This window comes from Paenibacillus sp. MCAF9 (assembly GCF_052114265.1).
Taxonomy (GTDB): domain Bacteria; phylum Bacillota; class Bacilli; order Paenibacillales; family Paenibacillaceae; genus Pristimantibacillus.
The window spans coordinates 197,655-217,147 of record NZ_JBFREL010000005.1 but is presented as its reverse complement, the minus strand read 5'-3'; the positions used below and the strand labels follow the sequence as shown (position 1 = coordinate 217,147).

General features: G+C 43.2%; 15 protein-coding genes. 7 read left to right on the top strand and 8 right to left on the bottom strand.

Annotated features, from left to right (window positions below; translation table 11 throughout):
- Window positions 1–112: 112 nt before the first annotated feature.
- On the bottom strand, window positions 113–1,507 hold the full coding sequence (locus tag AB4Z45_RS11260) for a BclA C-terminal domain-containing protein (protein ID WP_441909307.1): 1,395 nt from the start codon (window positions 1,505–1,507) through the stop codon (window positions 113–115).
- 666 nt (window positions 1,508–2,173) lie between these two features.
- On the opposite strand from AB4Z45_RS11260, the gene AB4Z45_RS11255 reads away from it, so the two are divergent.
- Genes AB4Z45_RS11255 through AB4Z45_RS11245 form a run of 3 tightly spaced genes read left to right on the top strand, consistent with a single transcriptional unit; the run spans window position 2,174 to window position 4,039 of the window.
- Complete coding sequence (locus AB4Z45_RS11255) at window positions 2,174–3,028, top strand: ABC transporter ATP-binding protein (protein ID WP_076270474.1); 855 nt, start codon at window positions 2,174–2,176, stop codon at window positions 3,026–3,028.
- Complete coding sequence (locus AB4Z45_RS11250; protein WP_076270473.1) at window positions 3,021–3,674, top strand: ABC-2 transporter permease; 654 nt, start codon at window positions 3,021–3,023, stop codon at window positions 3,672–3,674. The genes AB4Z45_RS11255 and AB4Z45_RS11250 overlap by 8 nt, the downstream gene beginning before the upstream one ends.
- Complete coding sequence (locus AB4Z45_RS11245; protein WP_441909306.1) at window positions 3,674–4,039, top strand: GntR family transcriptional regulator; 366 nt, start codon at window positions 3,674–3,676, stop codon at window positions 4,037–4,039. Before AB4Z45_RS11250 ends, AB4Z45_RS11245 begins: the two co-directional genes overlap by 1 nt.
- Before the next feature lie 71 nt (window positions 4,040–4,110).
- Here AB4Z45_RS11245 and AB4Z45_RS11240 read toward each other — a convergent pair whose 3' ends face one another.
- Both AB4Z45_RS11240 and AB4Z45_RS11235 read right to left on the bottom strand, forming a co-directional pair.
- Window positions 4,111–4,479: a DoxX family protein gene (locus AB4Z45_RS11240; RefSeq protein WP_441909304.1), complete on the bottom strand. Its 369-nt coding sequence runs from the start codon at window positions 4,477–4,479 to the stop codon at window positions 4,111–4,113.
- A gap of 342 nt (window positions 4,480–4,821) precedes the next feature.
- A complete protein-coding gene (locus AB4Z45_RS11235; RefSeq protein WP_441909303.1) occupies window positions 4,822–5,700 on the bottom strand; it encodes an SDR family NAD(P)-dependent oxidoreductase in 879 nt (292 codons plus the stop codon).
- Window positions 5,701–5,863: 163 nt separating this feature from the next.
- Between AB4Z45_RS11235 and AB4Z45_RS11230 the strand changes: the two genes are divergently transcribed.
- Window positions 5,864–6,334, top strand: a complete 471-nt coding sequence (locus AB4Z45_RS11230) for a MarR family winged helix-turn-helix transcriptional regulator (RefSeq protein ID WP_441909302.1) — start codon at window positions 5,864–5,866, stop codon at window positions 6,332–6,334.
- Between the two features lie 236 nt (window positions 6,335–6,570).
- Here AB4Z45_RS11230 and AB4Z45_RS11225 read toward each other — a convergent pair whose 3' ends face one another.
- Together AB4Z45_RS11225 and AB4Z45_RS11220 are read right to left on the bottom strand one after the other, a co-directional pair.
- Window positions 6,571–7,026, bottom strand: a complete 456-nt coding sequence (locus tag AB4Z45_RS11225) for an SRPBCC family protein (protein ID WP_441909300.1) — start codon at window positions 7,024–7,026, stop codon at window positions 6,571–6,573.
- 51 nt (window positions 7,027–7,077) lie between these two features.
- On the bottom strand, window positions 7,078–7,602 hold the full coding sequence (locus AB4Z45_RS11220; protein WP_441909298.1) for a TetR/AcrR family transcriptional regulator: 525 nt from the start codon (window positions 7,600–7,602) through the stop codon (window positions 7,078–7,080).
- Window positions 7,603–7,904: 302 nt separating this feature from the next.
- Between AB4Z45_RS11220 and AB4Z45_RS11215 the strand changes: the two genes are divergently transcribed.
- The 3 genes from AB4Z45_RS11215 (at window position 7,905) to AB4Z45_RS11205 (ending at window position 10,483) form a co-directional block, all read left to right on the top strand.
- The gene (locus AB4Z45_RS11215; protein ID WP_441909296.1) at window positions 7,905–8,426 is read left to right on the top strand and encodes a pyridoxamine 5'-phosphate oxidase family protein; all 522 of its coding nucleotides are present in this window, start codon (window positions 7,905–7,907) and stop codon (window positions 8,424–8,426) included.
- 76 nt (window positions 8,427–8,502) lie between these two features.
- On the top strand, window positions 8,503–9,246 hold the full coding sequence (locus AB4Z45_RS11210) for a YggS family pyridoxal phosphate-dependent enzyme (RefSeq protein WP_441909294.1): 744 nt from the start codon (window positions 8,503–8,505) through the stop codon (window positions 9,244–9,246).
- A 10-nt stretch (window positions 9,247–9,256) separates the two neighbouring features.
- Window positions 9,257–10,483 carry a benzoate/H(+) symporter BenE family transporter gene (locus tag AB4Z45_RS11205; protein WP_441909292.1) on the top strand — a complete coding sequence of 409 codons (1,227 nt, stop codon included), beginning with the start codon at window positions 9,257–9,259 and terminating at the stop codon, window positions 10,481–10,483.
- A gap of 62 nt (window positions 10,484–10,545) precedes the next feature.
- Here the strand turns inward: AB4Z45_RS11205 and pdxR are convergent, their stop codons facing one another.
- From pdxR to AB4Z45_RS11190, 3 genes are all read right to left on the bottom strand, one after another.
- Entirely contained in the window at window positions 10,546–11,976 is a 1,431-nt protein-coding gene (gene pdxR, locus AB4Z45_RS11200) for a MocR-like pyridoxine biosynthesis transcription factor PdxR (RefSeq protein WP_441909290.1), read from the bottom strand.
- A gap of 414 nt (window positions 11,977–12,390) precedes the next feature.
- Window positions 12,391–12,840 carry a DUF1569 domain-containing protein gene (locus tag AB4Z45_RS11195; protein ID WP_441909288.1) on the bottom strand — a complete coding sequence of 150 codons (450 nt, stop codon included), beginning with the start codon at window positions 12,838–12,840 and terminating at the stop codon, window positions 12,391–12,393.
- 343 nt (window positions 12,841–13,183) lie between these two features.
- Complete coding sequence (locus AB4Z45_RS11190) at window positions 13,184–19,384, bottom strand: glycosyl hydrolase family 95 catalytic domain-containing protein (protein ID WP_441909287.1); 6,201 nt, start codon at window positions 19,382–19,384, stop codon at window positions 13,184–13,186.
- Window positions 19,385–19,493 lie beyond the last annotated feature (109 nt).

Below are 19,493 nucleotides of genomic sequence, written 5' to 3'. Positions count from 1 at the left end.
ACCTTGAGGTTTTTTTATAACCCGTTTCACCGCATTGAATTACTTACATTACCAACTAAATAGTTCAGGAAAACAAAGTTGAGCTCATCCTTTCACAATTTTGAAAGAAATCCTAAGAACTTATTTTCATAATTAGAATTGAAGCATTTGAATTTATTTGAGATCCCCCAGCATTGGTTTGTAAAGTAACGCTAGACGCGCTGGAATGATTTCTTAAAGTCAGTACATCACTAGCGACAGCAGTAATAATAATCATGCCTGGATTAGGTTGAGTACCAGCACCCGAACCATATACACTTCCGCCAACAGGGGCACCATTCTGATACAAGGTAAATTGATTGCTTTCTACCGCAGTTACAATATAATAAACGGCATAGTCTCCAGAGTTATTTATCATAATTTGTGAAGTATTCGGTGTATGGGTGATGTTATATAGATTACCATTGCTATCGAAAATAATATCCGTTTCTACGGCCACTGACTGGCTACCTGTATTGAATACATAACCATAAGCTGACAACCCTTCACCTGTTGCTCCTGTTGATCCTGTGACTCCCGTTTCACCTGTCGCTCCTGTTGCACCCGTTACTCCTGTTGCTCCTGTTTCACCTGTCGCTCCCGTTACTCCTGTCACTCCTGTTGACCCCGTTGCTCCTGTCTCACCTGTCTCACCTGTCACTCCTGTTGACCCCGTTGCTCCTGTCTCACCTGTCGCTCCTGTTGACCCCGTTACTCCTGTTGCTCCTGTGACTCCTGTTTCACCTGTCACTCCTGTTGACCCCGTTGCCCCTGTTGCTCCCGTTACTCCTGTCGCTCCTATGACTCCTGTTTCACCTGTCACTCCTGTTGACCCCGTTGCCCCTGTTGCTCCCGTTACTCCTGTCGCTCCTATGACTCCTGTTTCACCTGTTGCTCCCGTTACTCCTGTTTCACCTGTCGCTCCCGTTATTCCTGTCGCTCCTATGACTCCTGTTGCTCCTGTTTCACCTGTTGCTCCTGTTACTCCTGTTGCTCCTGATGCGCCCGTTGCTCCTGTTTCACCTGTCGCTCCCGTTGTTCCTGTTGACCCTGTTGATCCTGTTTCACCTGTCGCTCCTCCTGGATTTCCTGTTGGGCCAGTTACTCCTGTAACCCCAGTTGCCCCTATTGATCCTGTCACACCTGGATCACCTGTTGCTCCTGTTGTTCCAATTGGACCTATCATTCCTGACGCTCCTGTTGCTCCTGTAACCCCAATTGCTCCTGTTGCTCCTGTAGCCCCTGTGACTCCTGTTGCTCCTGTAGCCCCTGTGACTCCTGTTGCTCCTGTTGCTCCTGTTGCTCCTGTTGCACCTTTAACAATCGCTGCTCTATGCTTTTCTTTGACATTTACTATAACTTCCTGTCTAATACCACACTTACAATTCCTTTCCTTACACTTATGGCATCGTTTTTTTCTAAATTGAAAATGCCTGTGATTGTAACGAGCAAAACGTTTTTTTACTGTTATCTTCTTCAGTGATCTCATCTCCTTAGCTGCACCATATGAATCAAAATAATGTTAGAACGCCATTATACAAAGCCTTCCTAAACAGCGATAACCAAGGCAATATCATATTAGACTGAACCTTGGTCCCATCCCTGACTACGACCATTTTCCCTCTAGAACTGGTTTCACTTCTACACTATTTATTAATAAAGACGAGTCAGCGCCGCTGGCTTGTCTCGCCCATTTGAGAATAAAAGATTTGATTAACTTATCGATGTTTTGAATCTTCACTGACTAATCCACGCCAAATAAACAAGTAAATTAGGCTGGTGTTATTTTAAGCAGCTTCGGATTGCTTGAGCCATGTGCTGTTACACTCCGCACACTTTAAAAACAACTCACCCGGTAAGCTCCGTTTTTACTTTTAATAATCACATTACTCATTGAGCAATTGCTTACTCTGTCATCTAACATAAGGCACTGTATATCGTATGAAAGACATTCGTATAGGGCATGGGCCAATGTTCTAAAATGAATTTTATGCCAATTCGACGCGATTAGCCTTTAATCGACAAAAGTATGCCAAACTACGATAAACAAGAAATAAACAAACTCATCCATAAATTTCTTGTTATTGACATGCGAATGGCTTCAATGATATATTGTGCATGCACAACATACACAATCTGCAAAGGAGTTGATTATATGCTTGCGTTAGAAATTAAAAATTTAAATAAAAAATATGAGCATTTTCATTTAAAAGACGTATCTTTTCAACTGGAAAAGGGTTATATTATGGGATTTATCGGAGCCAACGGCGCAGGAAAAACAACGACAATAAAAGCCATTTTGAATTTGATTCATAAGGATAGCGGCGAGATTAGTATTTTGGGCAAGGAGATGACCAAACACGAGCTCGAATTAAAACAAGAAATTGGCTCTGCCTTTGGTGACATCAATTTCTATACTCGAAACAAAGTCAAAACATTAACTAATGTAATCAAAAAGTTCTATCATAATTGGAATGATGAAGCCTATTACAATTATCTCAAGAGATTTAATTTAAATGAAAACAAAAAAATAGCTGAATTATCAACCGGGATGAAAGTGAAATACAGCTTAGCCATCGCTTTATCACACGGCGCAAAGCTGCTTATTCTTGATGAACCAACAAGCGGACTTGATCCGGTGGCAAGGGACAATTTATTGGATATTTTTCAGGAACTAGTAGAAGATGGTGAAATCAGCATCCTGTTTTCCACTCATATCACAACTGATTTGGAAAAATGTGCCGATTATATTACTTTTATCGATAACGGTCATATTATCAACAGCTCTGAGAAAGAAGAATTTATTGATACCTACCGCTTGGTGAATGGGAAAGAAGAACAATTGGATTTGATAAAAGACCAGTTAATCGCCTACAAAAAGAATTCATTCGGCTTTACAGCCTTGATTCATACTAAAGACTTTGATCCCTCTTGGAATATTAAATCAACTTTGCCTAGTCTTGAGGAGATTATGATCTATTTCGCGAAAAAGGAGATTATGCATGTATAATTTACTAATGAAAGAATTAAAGCTAGGCGTAAGCCCATTCTTTTATATCATGCCTTTTTTGACGGGTGCTTTAATGCTAATTCCATCATGGTTATATTTCCTTGTCATCCTCTACTTCTGTTTCCTCACGATTCCGAATATGTTTGCAGGGTATAAATCTCAGAATGATTTGATATTTACCAACATGCTGCCTGTAACCAAAAAAGACATTGTAAAAGCAAAGGTATACGTTATTGTTATTCTGGAATTAATGCACATCATTGTTGCCATGATATATGGTTTGATTACTATTCGCTTATATCCAAATCTGACCTATTTTTTCTTCAAACCATCCTTTGGTTTTTGGGGACTATGCTTCGTTATGATTGCGATCTTCAACATTATCCTTATATCGATGTATTATAAAACAGCCTATAAATACGGCGCAGCAACGATTGTGTCCATTACAGCTGCGATACTGTTTGCAGGAGGCGCAGAATGGCTTGGAATACAGAATTCATTTGTGTATGATCTTTTCAAAGGAAATGGTACTGATCATTTGGGAATTCATCTATCCATCTTGTTCTCGGGCATCGTCATATTTGCGATATTTACGATAATCGCTTATCATATTGCAATCAAACGTTTTCAGAAAGTGGAAATTTAATGAACATAGCTATTTCGAACTCATCTGATAAACCGATCTATCAGCAGCTTTTTGAACAAATTAGCGCACAAATTCTAAAAGGTGAACTAGAAAATGGTTACAGCTTACCTCCCATACGACAAGCCGCCACAGAGCTTCGTGTTAGTATCATTACCGTAAAAAAAGCGTGGGAAGAACTTGAACGGCTTGGCTTGATTTATACCGTAACCGGCAAAGGCTGTTTTGTAGCCGAGCTCTCCCCTGATGAGATGCTGCAAAAACGAAACGAAATGATTATGAAGCAAATGGTTCTAGATACTTCCTATTACAAAACCTTCGGCCTTACTTTAGAGGAAGTTTTCGAGCTTTTGAAGGAAATTTATTGAATAGGTTTAAAACAAATCAACCACGTCCTATGGGCGTGGTTGATTTGTTTTATTGGTGAATCCCACTATCCTTACCCAAATAGATTGGACAGTTCATCTGCATATAAAAGCACTACTGCAGCAGCTATCAAAAGATTTAATATGGCAGGGAATATTTTTCCGATTGGATGTTTAACTCTAAAATGCGTGAGGCACGCCAATAGCATCATGACGCCTACCAATAATGCGGTCCATGCCGCAATCTCCGCATACCAATAGCCGACAATGAGTCCTATGCAGGCAACAATTTGAATGTAGCCCGTAATGACGCGAAACCATTGAGGAAGTTTAATCGAATCAAACAGTTCAACCTGATGCTTTGCTCCTGCAATCTTGCTTCCTCCAAAAAAAGCCATGGAAAAAAGCAGCCAGCTTTGAAGAACAATGGCTAGTATATGCATTTAAAATACTCATCCTTTCTATTCTCTAATAAGACACCATTTGGTGTCCTATTTCATAATAGTACACCCACATATGTCTTGTAAAGCATTTATTACGATGTAATTTATGAAAATTTTATCCATTTAACGGTTTGGATTCTTAATACTCCGCATGCCAGCTCATCATAAAACATGACGCTTTTATTTTGGCAATATTTTAATGGTGCATCTCCCCATAGGCTAATGAGCAAAAAACCACGTCCGATGGACGTGGTTAATTTGTTTATTATGGTGGGGCCTAGAGGGTCCCTCATTACTACCAGCTTAACGCTCTCCTCCTATGGTTAGTTTCCACTGCTCCGATCAACTTCCAAAGAAGCCTTTCTGCCTTAGAATATCACATGTATCATTCCATAATTTACTTTGAATCTCCTTCATTCCCCCAGGATGCACGGGTACTATGGGATCGCCGGTTCCAACATTATAATATCCTCCTGATTTTCCCTGATAGTTAGGATCAGTCATTAGACGAATAATGATATCGGCTCCTCTTCGCGGATTCCCAATACGAAAGAAATGGAGTAAACGCTCCAGCATCGGGGCAAACCATAGTTCTCTTCCGAGACCCGTAACATTAAATCCCGGATTCAGTGCATGAATGCTGATTCCTGTTCCATCCCATTGACGTGCAAGTTCAGCAGTAAACATAATATTTAAAAGTTTGGTTTTCCCGTATACCGCGGATGAGCCTCTAGAAGTAAAAGGAGCTGTATCGAGTAAATCCGCCGGTATCTTAAGCTCCCCATGACGGCGAGAAGCCTCAGAAGCAACATTAACAACAGTTGCACTTCCTGCTTTTTTCAAGGAATGATGCAAGAGATGGGTCAATAACCATGGCGCAAAATAATTCACAGCCATCATTTCTGCTAATCCGTCTGACGTAATCCTCTGTTCAAATGCATGAAGGCCAGCGTTATTTAATAACACGTCAATCTTGGGAACTGCGTCTGATATTTCTTGACCCAAACGATGGACATCCTTCATTGATGACAAATCACCATAGAAAAAGTTAATTTCAGCTGTTGGTGTCCGCTCCTTGATCATTTTTTCAGTTGCTTCTGCACGGCTCTTACTCCTAGCGGTTAGAACAAGATGAGCGCCTCGCTTAGCCATTTCGATTGCAACAAGCTGCCCCAAGCCACTTGTAGCGCCAGTAATTACGATTATCGGATTTGCTGTCATCTTCATTCTCCTTTATGGATTGCATGTTTTTCACGGTCATTTTGACATCCTATTGCTGAAAATATATAATTGATATATATCAACTATATATAAGTGATTGATATATGTCAATTAAATATAGAATGTGCTATCTTTGAAAAATCCAGGTTAGGTGGTACCAATAATGAATGAAGAACGTAAAGACACGCAGAGAGGACAATTAGAGCTGAAGCTCGGCGAACAAATTAACGCCCTCATCAGCGCCTCGCATGCGCTGAATGTCAGAACTTCTGCTTATTTCGATTCCTCAATACAACCTGCGGCTTTCCATATTGTGAGATGGCTGTACTCCCATGGTCCAACAAGTGCCTCTATTTTGGCAGATTCAACTGCTATGGACCGAAGCTCGGTCAGCCGTCTCGTCAAACAACTAGAGATTTTGGGTTATGTAAAAAGGGAAGGTTCTCCGGATGATCGCCGAGCGATACTTTTTACTCTCACAGAACTTGGACGCAAAAAAACATTTGATGCTCTGCGGGAAAAGGAAAACGTTTTTTATGAACGCATATCCCAATGGGATAATCAACAACTTGATACATTTATCGAAATGCTTAAGTCCATTAATGGATTTGAGCAAAATAATGAGATCCTTTGAATTGGTCAAGGTTAAAAAATGTATGACATGATCCTAAAAAATCGCCTAATTGGGCTTGCTCGATCATTGGATCCCCTTGCAAGACCCCGCCAAACAACAAATAAACCACTTCTGATGAAGTAGTTTATTTGTTGTTTGTGAAGTTTATTTGGAGCCTAACCTCTGACCTCATCGCGCAGTAAGCTTTCCAAATGGTTTACTCGAAGATTGATATGAATCGACTTATTCGTATTTATTTATTTTTCATCATTTACGGAGTCACTTGTCTTAAGTCTAATGGCCATCAATACATCTTCCCAATAAAGCTTCATTTGTTCACGCGTATTCGGATGATCCAGATTCTCTTGATGGAAACTGATCGTTGTTTTGTCAGGTTTATCGGATAGCAGCCGGATTTGCAGCGTCGATGGTTTCTCCCATTCGTTCTTCTCCCACTTTAAGCGAAGCTGTTCGAGAGGTTTTACAACCCTGAATTCACCCGAAATGCCTTCAGGAGTCGTAAACGTCTCTCCTTTGTGAAATTTTAGGAACGATAGACTGCCGAGCCATAATTTCAGCCCTTCGGTGGAGGTAAGAAACGCCCACGCCTCTTCTCGCGATATCGGAAACGTTTTCCGAACACCAACTTGATAACCCACCGATGCCGTTTGACCAACTATTTTTCCTGATACGGCATATTGTTTATTGCTCATTACAACACCTCCCAAATGGTTGATGGTACTCACTAACTAATGCTTGAAAAACTACGGAGTCAGAGCTCTAACAAACAATTCAATGCTCGATTGCATAAAATTTTGCTGGGTCACCTTAGTGATGAATGACGCACCAAATAGCTGTGTTATGAAAGCTCCATAATTCATCCACATGAAGGTAATCGCCTGTGTTTCCGCATCGGTTGCAATCAGTTTGTTCTTTTCCTGCATGTCTGCAAAATAATTCGTCAATAGCTCCAATAGTTTCCGCGGATGCTTCTGCGCCTTCTCACGAATCTCGGCGAGCTCGTTGTCACTCAAGACAATGAGAAACAGTTTACGGTTTCGATCCATGATCTCATGATACATTTGGCTTATCATGAGCAAGTCCGCTCTCAAATCCCAAATTACTTTTTCATGAAAAATTTTAGTCATTTCAATCGAATAATGATAATGATCGACTGCTTTGTCCAGTAAAGCTGCAGCTATCTCCTTCGTTGATACGCCTTTGTAGCCTTTCTCAGCCATTAAATCAATTGCTGCCTGCATCAGTTTGCTTTTATTGTCGGTGGTCATCCTTTTCTCCAAATCCTCATTTATTTTAGTAGATCCCAGATGTTTATAGTTAGTACATCGTTAACTTTCAGAAATGTCAACAGGCTCATTGAATCTGGTTTTAATCGCTGATGAAGCCAACTCGGCGAAAAGTTATTGCGATAAATTCAGACACCATTTTCCTTTGAGTGGCAATGCCATAGAAATTTCCGAACCACCAAATAAATATGGATTGCTCGATAAGAGTATTTTTGGATCTACTAACTCACTCCAATGACTGATATGCTAGCGAAAATAAATCAGTATTGAAGGAGTGGTTGAGAATGGATATGGTTCGTTACAAGGTTAGAGAGGTGCTCGATAGCAACAAAATTGAAGCTTTCCTAAGCAAAGCGCGAATTGGCCATCTAGGCATGGTTGATGGTCAGCTGCCCTATGTTGTTCCGCTCAACTTTGTTTGGGCAAATGAGAAGCTTTATTTTCATGGTGCCGCAGGCGGGAGACGCAATCAGGTCATGAGTGTAAACCCTGAGGTTTGTTTTACGGTTTGTGAAGAATATGGAACCATTACTGATCCAGTACCGGCTAAGACAGACACAGCCTATATGAGCGTCATGATTTTCGGCAAGGCCGAGCTCATCGTTGATCTGGACGAAGCTACATATATGTTGCAGGAAATGCTCAACAAATATGTGCCTGGTTATTATAACCGCCCATTGTCCAAACAGCATGTAGATAAATACAGGTCTGCTGTTTTCAATACATCTGTTCAGGTGTACCGAATTGATCCCCATCAAATAACAGCAAAAGAAAATCCGATTGAGGCAGAAAAAATGTACAAGTAAATAAGTCTAATGGATGACTATACTGAAAAAACATTGCGCATAGTCTGTGCGTTTCCAGAAAGAAGGCTGAACGGACATGGTCCATTTCGTTGAACAAAATCTTAGATCCGTAAGGGATCAGATGGAATTTGCTTGCCAGCACTCAGGACGCAAGAAAGATGAAGTGAAGCTTTTGTTAGCGACAAAAACGGTTCAGCTTGAAAAGTTGCGCATTGCCATACAAGCGGGTGAAGTATTATTTGGCGAAAATAAAGCTCAAGAACTTCGCGAGAAATTCCCGCTAATGCAGCAGTACAACCAAGTAGAATGGCATTTTATCGGACATCTGCAAACGAATAAAGTGAAGGATGTTGTTCAGTATGTCACCCTTATTCATTCTGTGGATCGTTTGAAGCTCGGAAAAGCCTTGCATCAACAGCTCCTTAAAGAAAACAAAACTTTGGATATCTTGGTACAAGTCAATACATCATTTGAAGAAAGCAAATTCGGTGTTTTACCGGAATCTGCACTGGAGTTGGTTCAACAATTGTCTCATTTTGAAACCTTAAATGTTAAAGGCTTGATGACTATTGGAAAACTGAATGCTACAAATGACGAGACAAGGCGTTGCTTCCGCTTATTAAAACAAATTCAATCACAGATTATAGAGAAGGAGCTGCCTAGGGTAACAATGGATATTCTCTCGATGGGCATGTCTGGGGATTTCAAGGTTGCTATTGAAGAAGGGGCAACCATTATAAGAGTAGGGACAAGCGTATTTGGCAAGCGATATTTACCGGATGAGTATTACTGGGATGAAACCGCACAACAGAATGATTAGGAGAGAGAATATGGATACAATATCATCTTCACTGCGCAGCCGTGATTTTATATCTCCTACCATAGCTGCTTTAATATCTGTCATTGTCAACTATGGCGGGACCTTTGTTCTCGTATTTCAAGCAGCCAAAGCAGCTGGTCTGAGCGCTGAAATGACTGCTTCATGGGTAATGTCCATCTCCGTTGGTGTGGGGATTACTGGTATTTGGCTAAGTTATCGATACCGTGAACCGATTATTACGGCTTGGTCCACACCAGGTGCAGCTTTTCTCGTTTCGGCATTAGCAGTAACCCCATATTCTGAAGTGATTGGCGCTTACATCATCTCTGCTTTAGGGTTTATTGCTTTGGGATTATCGGGAATGTTCGAGCGTTTCGTACGGCTTATTCCCTCAGGCATTGCTTCTGGTTTGCTGGCTGGCATTCTATTGAAGTTTGGTATTTCAGCCTTCGGTGGAGCGGAATTTGACCCGTTACTTGTCGTTGTCCTATTTGCTGCTTATGTAATATTAAAAAGGTTTACATCCCGTTACGCTATCATCGGTATTTTAATAATTGGACTTATCTACCTGATTAGTGTAAAAAATGTTGATTTCAGCAATATCAAATGGGCAATCGCAACACCGATATTTGTTGTTCCCGAGCTTTCATTTGATACTTTACTCAGCGTAGCATTACCTCTATTTGTTATTACTTTGACGGGGCAATATATGCCTGGAATGCTAGTATTGCGAAATGATGGATTTAAAACGAGTGCGAATCCGATTTTGACAGTAACCGGTTTAGGCTCACTACTTGCAGCACCATTCGGGTCGCATGCTTTTAATGTAGCAGCTATTACTGCAGCGATTTGTACAGGTAAAGACTCGCATGAAGATTCAAATAAACGTTATATAGCAGGAATTGCTTGTGGTGTTTTTTACATTATCGTCGGCCTATTTGGTGTGACGTTGGCTGCTTTGTTTCTGATTCTTCCTGCCACCTTCATCGCGACGTTAGCGGGACTAGCCTTGCTTGGAACAATTGGCAGCAGCCTTGCAGGCGCTTTAATTGATCCCAAGGGACGTGAGACAGCTCTGATTACTTTTTTAGCAACGGCTGCAAATGTTACATTACTTGGTGTTGGCGGTGCATTTTGGGGTCTCGTTGCAGGTTTGGCCGCGCATGTTTTGATACATGGACATTTCCGCCAAAAATCATCCAGAATGAGTAGAATAAAACAAGCTCAGCAGAAATAGTAGGAAACATGATCATAAATACAGAGACAGATCGACTCACCCAAGAGACGGAGATGTTCGAATTATAGCAGCATCTCCGCAAGACGATAAATCCCTTTTTTTATTGCTGACTCATCTACTTTAGCAAAACCAAGCACCCACCCTTTTCGATTACTCTCCAAACAATAATGGCTCAGTGGATAAACGCGTACTCCCTTTTCTAACGCTTGGTTCGTAAAGGCTTGTTCGTTAAACGAGTCTTCCGCTTCTAAAAACATGTGTAATCCCGTTTCTACGCCGCTTAGCTTGAAACGTTCTCCTAACCCAGATGAGCTAATGGCTTTCGACATCGCTTCATGTCTGCGCCGATATACGTTTCTGACCCTTCTCATGTGACGCATGAAATACCCATGTTCAATAAAGTGTGTAAGCGTTAATTGCTCCATAATCGGAAGGTGACGATAGGTTAGCTCTTGGACTTGTGCTAGCTGGCGAATGGCTTTTTGGGGTCCAATGATTGCGGATATTCGTATACCAGGAGCAATCATTTTTGAAAAACTCATCATATACAATGTGTTCTGAGATTGCTGGCTAAACAACGTAGGCAACGGGTCTCCACGATACCGAAATTCGCTGTCATAGTCGTCTTCCACAATCCAAAATTGCTGCTGAGCAGCCATATGTAGCAATTGTTGCCTTCGGAGCTCCGACATGATCACCCCAACTGCACACTGATGTGAAGGCGTAACATAAACAAGCTTTGATTGTGGATGAATGTGGTCTGCCTGTAATCCGTAATCATCAACAGGGACAGGAACAACATTCATCCGCCGATATTTCATTGCCATCCATGCGGCGGGGAACCCGGGATCTTCTACGGAAACCGTTTCTCCTTCATTTAATAGTGCTTGAGCGATCAAATCAAGGCTATGTTGTGCGCCCGAAGTTAAAATAATTTGATCGATATGCACATGAACCCCTCGCTCGAGTGACAGATAACGCCCAATCTGCTCGCGTAGTGGAACGAAACCATAAGCGTTGCCATATGTCCAACTGTCCAGGTCCGTTTCTTTCGAGGCTTGCAAAAATGATTGTCTCCAGTTTTTCTGAAAATGTTGATCCAAATACGGCTCATGCGGGCTGAAATCGATCTCAACATTTTGATATTCTTTCCCTCTAAACCAGCTCTGCAAATGACTGACTGCCTCGTTTAATAAAGGTAACTCTGGGGTGATAGGCCCTTGGGGTTTCACATCCTCTGTAAAACTTGTTCTGCTGGTCCAGTCGCTCACCCTTGTTCCGCCGCGCCTTGAAGTAACCGTGTAGCCGCGACTAAATAACTCCTCATAAACAATCTGTATCGTTGAACGAGAGACACCCACTAATAGTGCAAGTTCACGAGAAGGCAGCAGCAACTCGCCCGGCTGCCATTTGCCGGTTGTGATGTTATGGATTGCTTGATCAAGCAGTTGTTGCCATATTGGACGCTTGTCCTCACGGTTAATTTTCAGCATCCTGTTCACCTCTAGTTGTATTCGGATTAATTTATGGATTGCTTAAATTTCTTCTAATAACCATTTAGCAACATTCCATTACTTGAAATACTATCATGCTTCTAGTTGCCCCAGCAATGTAGTTATAAAAAACAACCAATTCCATCCGGTTCATATCATCCTCAACAAGATAAATCGTGTACATAACGTGATCTCCTTCATGTTTCTGTGCTTAGTCTAACAAATGATTATCGCCAAATTACCACAAAATTATGGGAAATTGTATGAAAAAAATATATAAATAGAAAACGATTGTCACAAATAAATAAACCACTTCAGCAGAAGTGGTTTGAATTTATGGTTTAATGGAGAATAGCGGGATCAAGCCGTTGACCTCTTGAAATATGCCCTAGCCCAAACATCACACAGAGAAAACTAAACGCCAAACTGCTTTAAATGATGGTCCAAGTGCTTAAAAATACCGATGCCCCACTGCTCGGAGGTAAGCTTGCCAAAAAAGGGGTGGGGATGAGTCGTGCACCTCTCCGGTCCATTGCGCTGAAATAAGTCGGTTTTTTGTTTCAATAATTCTTTTTCTTTCTCGAATTCTCTTTCATCTGTAAATTTAATGGTCGGGATCGTTGACATATTGCGGGGCAATGTTTTGTCATTATACATTATTGGTTTCACGAAGCCTCCAATCACGACCCCAAGCCATCCTCTCTTTGGAAAAGAAACGCCCGAGGCAATGTCCTGGAATGCGGAGCAGTGAGCCAGCATTTGAGCAGCATTCATCTGCCCCCAATGTGGTTCTGAATGACCCTCTAACTTATCGATACGTGCTAAAATCTCGTTCGTATGGTTTCGATCAAAAATACTTTTCATTCATTGCCGTCCCTTCTCCTTAAATGAGCAGTTCATAGAAACCATATTGGTTAGAAATAATCAATATGAGAATCGGACAAGCGAATCATCCGGCTTTTCAGTCGAGTTTGTCATGATTGCAGGTTACCATAATGACAACCTTCTGTCGATCATCCACCTTCCACTACTTCCGAGCGGTCGAAACTATAGAGGTATTGCACAACCCGAAACCCAAGCAGATCACTATTATCATATAAAAAGACTTCTGCATAGCAGAAGTCTCAGGCTGTCGAGAAAGTCTCGACAGCCTGAACACGCCCTCTATTGGCGTGTTTTTTTATTTGTGCATGGTGAAGCGCGAACATTATTTGTTGTAAATTCTGTAGAGCAGCACCGCCGTCTCGGCTCTTGATGCATATCCAAGTGGATTGATGTTATTGCCGCTTCCGTTGACGATTCCGTTCTTGACTAGGGTAGCAATGCTTTGTCCTGCATAATCTGCAATATTGTCTTTATCGGAGTACGCATTCACATCAGCAGAAGTGCCTGCAAGCAAAGGCTTGTTGGCGAATGCCATCGCCCTTTCGATAAGAACCATCATATCCTGCCTTGTAATCGTCGCATCCGGATTAAACTTTCCATCGCCCATGCCGGTAGCTATGCCGATCTTCTTGGCTACGGCTACAGCTTCCGCATAATAAGCTACTGGATTCACATCAGAGAAGTTCCCTTCTGTTGTAGCGCTTAAGCCTAAGGCATTGACCAAAAGAAGAATGAAATCCGCTCTTTTAATTGGTGCGTCAGGTGTATATGTGTCAGTCGATGTACCGTTGATGACCCCTTTAGATGCCAAGACTTCAATCGCTTGCTTAGCCCATCCAAAGTTGGCAATATCGGTGAAGCTTTTCTTAACGTAAGCTATTGCAAAATCTCCGAAAAGCGTTGTGGTAAACGTGACAGTACCTTTGACAGGGTCGTACTTTCCTGTTGGTACAGGGGTGACCTTGCCTGTCTCATCAATACCCCATACAACAATATGTTCGTGATCAGACAATTCAGCTGACGAAGGCGTATAAGGAATCGATACCGTTACCGGTGCACTTGGATTGCTCCAAGACTTTGTAACACCATCCAGCTTGAGGTCAATTCCGATTACTGGTCTTGTAGATAGATTGGCCTGATCAGCAGCATCCAGTTCACTTGCATCCTTTTTCGTAATCACAATCGAAACGTTATGCGCTCCAGTCGTTTCAATCGTGCCGAGCATAGCTGCAGATACCGTGACAGTTCCGATTGGAGTCGTAATCTCGACTGTGCTAGTCGAATCTCCTGCTTTAAAGGCTGCTATCGGAACCGTAACATTATAGGCATTAGCGCCGTTAACGCTCGGGATCTCAATATACAATTGCTTGGAAGCATCCCTTGCTTTACGGAATGTCTCCGAATCAATGACGGTCGTTGCCGTGCCCGATGAATCTATCGAAGGTACAGGAGCCTTGATATGATTCGGTTTAGTTGTGACTGGAGGTGGCACCGATCCTCCATCGCCGCTTCCACTATCACCACCGCTTCCTGAACCCGAGGTAGTGGTAACTGATGTTAACGGTCCATCCGTACTCCAGTTATTCACTGCATCGCCCGCTTCAACCTTGAACGTATAGGTCGTGCTCGCAGATAATCCAGCCACGTCATAACTATTAATATTTCCTTGCAACGTAGCCAAAAGTTCCGTTCCGTTATACACTTTGTAACTTGTCACTGCAACATTGTCTTCTGCATTAGTCCAGTTTAGTGTGACCTCTTTGGAGCCTACGTTTGTTGCCTTGAGCGAGCTGCCTGCTGGCCATACTGGTGCTGTTGTATCGCTAGGCGTCGTGTCGTCTGGTATCGTTGTGACTACGGCGACCGGTCCATCTATGCTCCAGTTATTGTCTGCATCGCCTGCTTCGACCTTAAACGTATAGGTCGTGCTCGGTGACAGCCCGTTTAAGGAATAGCTATATACGCTTCCTGTTACCGTACTCACGAGGTTTGTTCCATTATATACTCGATAACCGGCTACTTCGTTATAGCCAGCTGCCGGCGTCCACGTCAGTATCAGCTCGGTACTGCCTACATGGGATGCAGTAAGCGTACTTCCCACAGGCCAGCTTGGCTGCACTTGTACTGGATTAGCCTCCAATTCAATAGGTAGCACTAGGTCAGTATCCACGGTAAAGCCAGAGCTTTGCGAAATGAAGCCAACCTTGCTCACTGTATACGTATACGCTCCTCCTTCCGGCAATCGGAAGGCTTTGCCATCGCCTGCCGAGCTGTACAAGTATCCTTCGGAATCCTCCACCGTAATGACAGCGTCAGCGGGCAAGACATCGAACGAAATGTCACGGTAAACCGTAGAGTCGTCATTCGCCTGCAATACATTTAAAGTTGCATAGGATAAGTTAAAGCCGGTTTGCGGCCAGAACAAATAAACGTCTTTTACCCCGTTAGTCTCCGCAATTTCCGAGGTAAACACCTCTTTAAGCTGCTCCCAACCGTCTGTCGTTCCACTAATATTCAGTGTCGCGACCTTCACAGCTTCATTCACAGTCCCTACATCCGGTTCAGCGATGCGAACTTGGATTTCTCTCGTGGCGGTAGACGGTGAAGCATATCCGATCATGACATTTTGAATGCCATCCTTTAAATCTACTTTGTTGAACTTCAACCAGCCGTTGGAACCAAGGAATTGAACCCAATCGTTATTGAAAGTCATCTTTCCGTTAGAGCCGCTTCCGCCGGATTCCGCATTTCGATCAATCCCTCTGAGCTTGAGGGGCTGAATGACGCCAGAGACTAGTCGAACTTGAAGATGCTTCGTCCATTGCGGCTCTTTAGTAGATGTGGCACTAACTACGATATCCTGCGTACTTGCACCTTCTTTAACCGACAGTTTGCCATCGCTGCTGATCTTCACTCCCGAATAGTTCCCGCCTAAGCTCCATTTCACGTTGTTGCTGCCCGTTTCGGTCGAGCCGTCGCTATAGGAAATCGATGCGGTATAGCTCACATCCGTTCTTCCTGTTGCTGGCAGGCCAACCAATGTACTTCCCAAAATGTTTATCCCCGCAATTGCGGCGTTATCCTTGCTTGTGAAAAATTGCAAAGACTTCAGATTGCTAGGACGTGTAAAAGAAAGATACAGATCATGCGTACCGCTTACGGTAAAAGGCAAGCTGGCGGATAACGTTTTGTATATCCCCATGTCACCGGTGTTGTCTGCAAGTATGCTCGCAATGACCGGGGAGGTAGGGCTGTCCAGCCTCAGTTCAATGTTGCCCAAATCCTCAGGGACCTTCTTGTTCGAGCTGACCTGAAGGTGAACCTTGTTTGCTCCTTCATTGCCGAATTGAACATTTTTAAACATGGCATAATCTCCGGCTGCTGCCTCTTGCAGCGCTATAGAGCTCTTGTTTATTCTGCCGTAAAGGATATCTGCATCGACCGCATTCATGATGACGTAAGGATTATGCGAAGCTGCAGCATCTTGAATGTCACTAATCACATATGCATCACCCTGCTGAGCTGAGATAACAATCGTGTTGTCATCTACAATGCTAAAATCGACGTGAGTATTGCCATTCATGACGGTAGCCGTACTGATGTTGGCTCCTTTGATTGTGATGGACCCTGTTGTACCCGTCTTCAGAACCGCTGATGAGAGGCTTGCCTGATCCCATGTCATGTCAACTTCTACATTACCTCTAGCTTTCAAACCCGACACGCTGCCCGTACTCCATTTCGAAGGAAGCGCCGGCAATAGCTCGATCGCTCCACCTTGGCTTTGCAGTAACATCTCGGTCATCCCAGCTGTTGCGCCGAAGTTGCCGTCAATCTGAAACGGCGGATGAGTATCGAATAAGTTGCTAAGCGTGGATTCGTATAATATCTCCTTAACCAGCTTCTGTGCGCGATCGCCATCACGCAGACGCGACCAGAAGTTAATCTTCCATGCTTTGCTCCAACCCGTACCTCCATCTCCCCGAGTATTCAAGGTAACTTTCATCGCATCAACATATTTGTCTTCCTCTTCGCTTCGTCCTGCTACAATTTGCGAACCTGGGTGAAGCCCATACAGGTGGTTCGTATGACGGTGGCCGTTGTCTCCTGTAAGGTCCATGTTCACTTCGTCCTTCCACTCCATGAACTGCCCGCCAAGACCAATTTTAGGACCTGCAAGTTTGGACTGTGCCTTCATAATTTCATCCAATTCCTTGCTATCCTTGTTCAAGACTTCACTAGCTTTAATGACTTCCTCAAATATTCCCCAAACGACCGCTTGGACCTCAGTCGCACCCAATGAATAAGGACCGTGCTCTGGAGAGTAAGAGGGGTTCGCAACTAATGTACCATCGCGCGTGTCCTCCCACAGGTTGTCTACCCAAAACAAAGCAGCTTCCAGCATAATACTGTAATTATCGCGAAGAAAAGCTTCGTCCATCGTAAATTGATAGCGCTCCCATATATTCTGGGCAAGCCACGCTCCATCTTCAGGTGAGAAAAATGCTCCGCTTACCGCAGGTGCGGTATTGCCCCAAATATTGTTCTCGTGATGCGTCGTCCATCCTCTTACCGGATCGCCTGCGGGTGTGACATAGCCATGCTGAGCGCTAATTCTTCCTCTAGGCACTAAGCTCTGAATATATTCGATCAGAGGAACATGGGTTTCCGATAGATTCGTTTGCTCCGCAAGCCAGTAATTCATTTGCAAGTTAATATTGACGTGATAGTCTGCACTCCACGGCGGATTGGTTCCAGCAGCCCATACACCCTGCAAATTGGCAGGCAAAGAGCCTTCTCTTGAAGATGAAATTAATAGATATCTGCCAAACTGATAGTATAGCTGCTCCAAATATCGGTCTTCCAAAGGCTGATTGGTTCTTGCATATCCTGCTAGCAGCTCATCCGTTGGCTTGTTAGGGAAAGGTGCATTCATCAAGTTGAGATCAACACGGTCAAATAAATTTTTGTAATCGTTAACATGCCTCTCATATAGCTGGTCATAGCCTTTCTGTGCAGCTGCTTGCAGTCTATCACTAATTGCGCTGAGCGGATCCACTCCTGTAAAATAATCAAATGAATCGTCCATGGATTGCTGATAGTTGGTGCCAGAGGTCATCAGAATTAAGATCGAATCCGCGTCTTGTACCAAGATTCCATTATTTTCTGCAACCATAGTTCCGCCGGAAGGAATTACCTTCATTTGCATAGCAAAATGCAGCGTGTTGTCAAAGTCATTAGCCGCATTGGCCTTATTATGGTCGGCTGGCCAGCCCGTCATCGTAATCGTGTCTCCTAGTGAAGAGATCGTCTTGCTTGTCTGTGCCGATGTCACGCTGACGAACTGATTGAATTTACCTTTGTCCGTAGAGCTGAGACGAATCGCCATCACATTATCGGGATAATTGACAAGGTATTCTCTTTTTATTCCTGCACCGCCCTGATTGTAGGACACACTTGCAACAGCGTTGTTAAAATCGAGCTCACGCTTATAATTGGTAGGATGATTATCCTGCGGAAGAGTGCTTTCGTCGAAAATGATTTTTAATTCCGACATTTGCAGAGCTTGATTGGTTCCATACAAAGAAGTGATGTTCAGCTTAAAAAATTTGTACGAGCCGGGCACGTCTAATTCAAATTGCTTAGTTTGTTTCCGTCCTGCCAGATCAAAATCGCTTACAGTATCGATTATCGAATAACTCACTCCATCATTGGAGGCTGAGATTGTCCAGCTTTTCGGATCTCTCGGCTGAGAATCGTTGCCCGTTGTAATGGAATAGGACTTCGTCGTCATGTTCTTATCATATTCCCATTCAATCACATACTCCTTGGCTCCTTGGTGACCATCGGCAAAATATTTGGTATCCGTATTATTATCGAATAATTTATCTACCTTCTCACCAGCGTTTTTTGTGTTGTCTTGTGCAGTAAAAACCTTTGTAATGGCCGGTCTTAAGGATTTCACATCCTGCAGCCATATGGAGCCCAATTCCTGATAGGATCCAAAATTTTTCTTCGTCCCGATCAGTCCGCCCGTCTCTGTAGATTCGACTCCATTGATTAATTTTTTAATCGAATCACTGTTGCTATAGTCACGGGCAATCACTTTGCCATTCTCATCCTTATAAGCAGGGGTTCCTGATGAAAACTGTGTCATCAAATCCTGTAGTTCGGTTCTCGCTTGCTGCAGAAGAGCATGCTTCTGTTCCGCAGTGTCTTTATGCCCGCCGTTATAATCGGGGTTGGCGCCTGGGCCGCCAGACCAAAGGGTCTTTTCATTAATTATAATTTGATCCTTATCGACGCCTCCAAAAACCATCGCTCCCATATAACCATTCCCGAGCGGAAGCGCTTCGGATTCCCAGTTCGTTGCCGCTTTGGTATACCAAGACTTAAGCGGCACCGGATCAGTGATTGGATTCGCCACCGGGCTAGCTGGGTCCGCGTAAGAAGAAACAGGCAAGTAAGTGAAGCTTGTCACGGTCAATACGATGGCAAGAGTAGAGCTAACAAGCCTTTTTCGCATAGAGCTTCCTCCTCAATTTCCGTTATTTTAATAGAATAAAATGATCGGGACTGTCGCTGAAGGATGAGCTCCTTTACGTACAGCCCCAATATGGCTTTGAAATGATTGG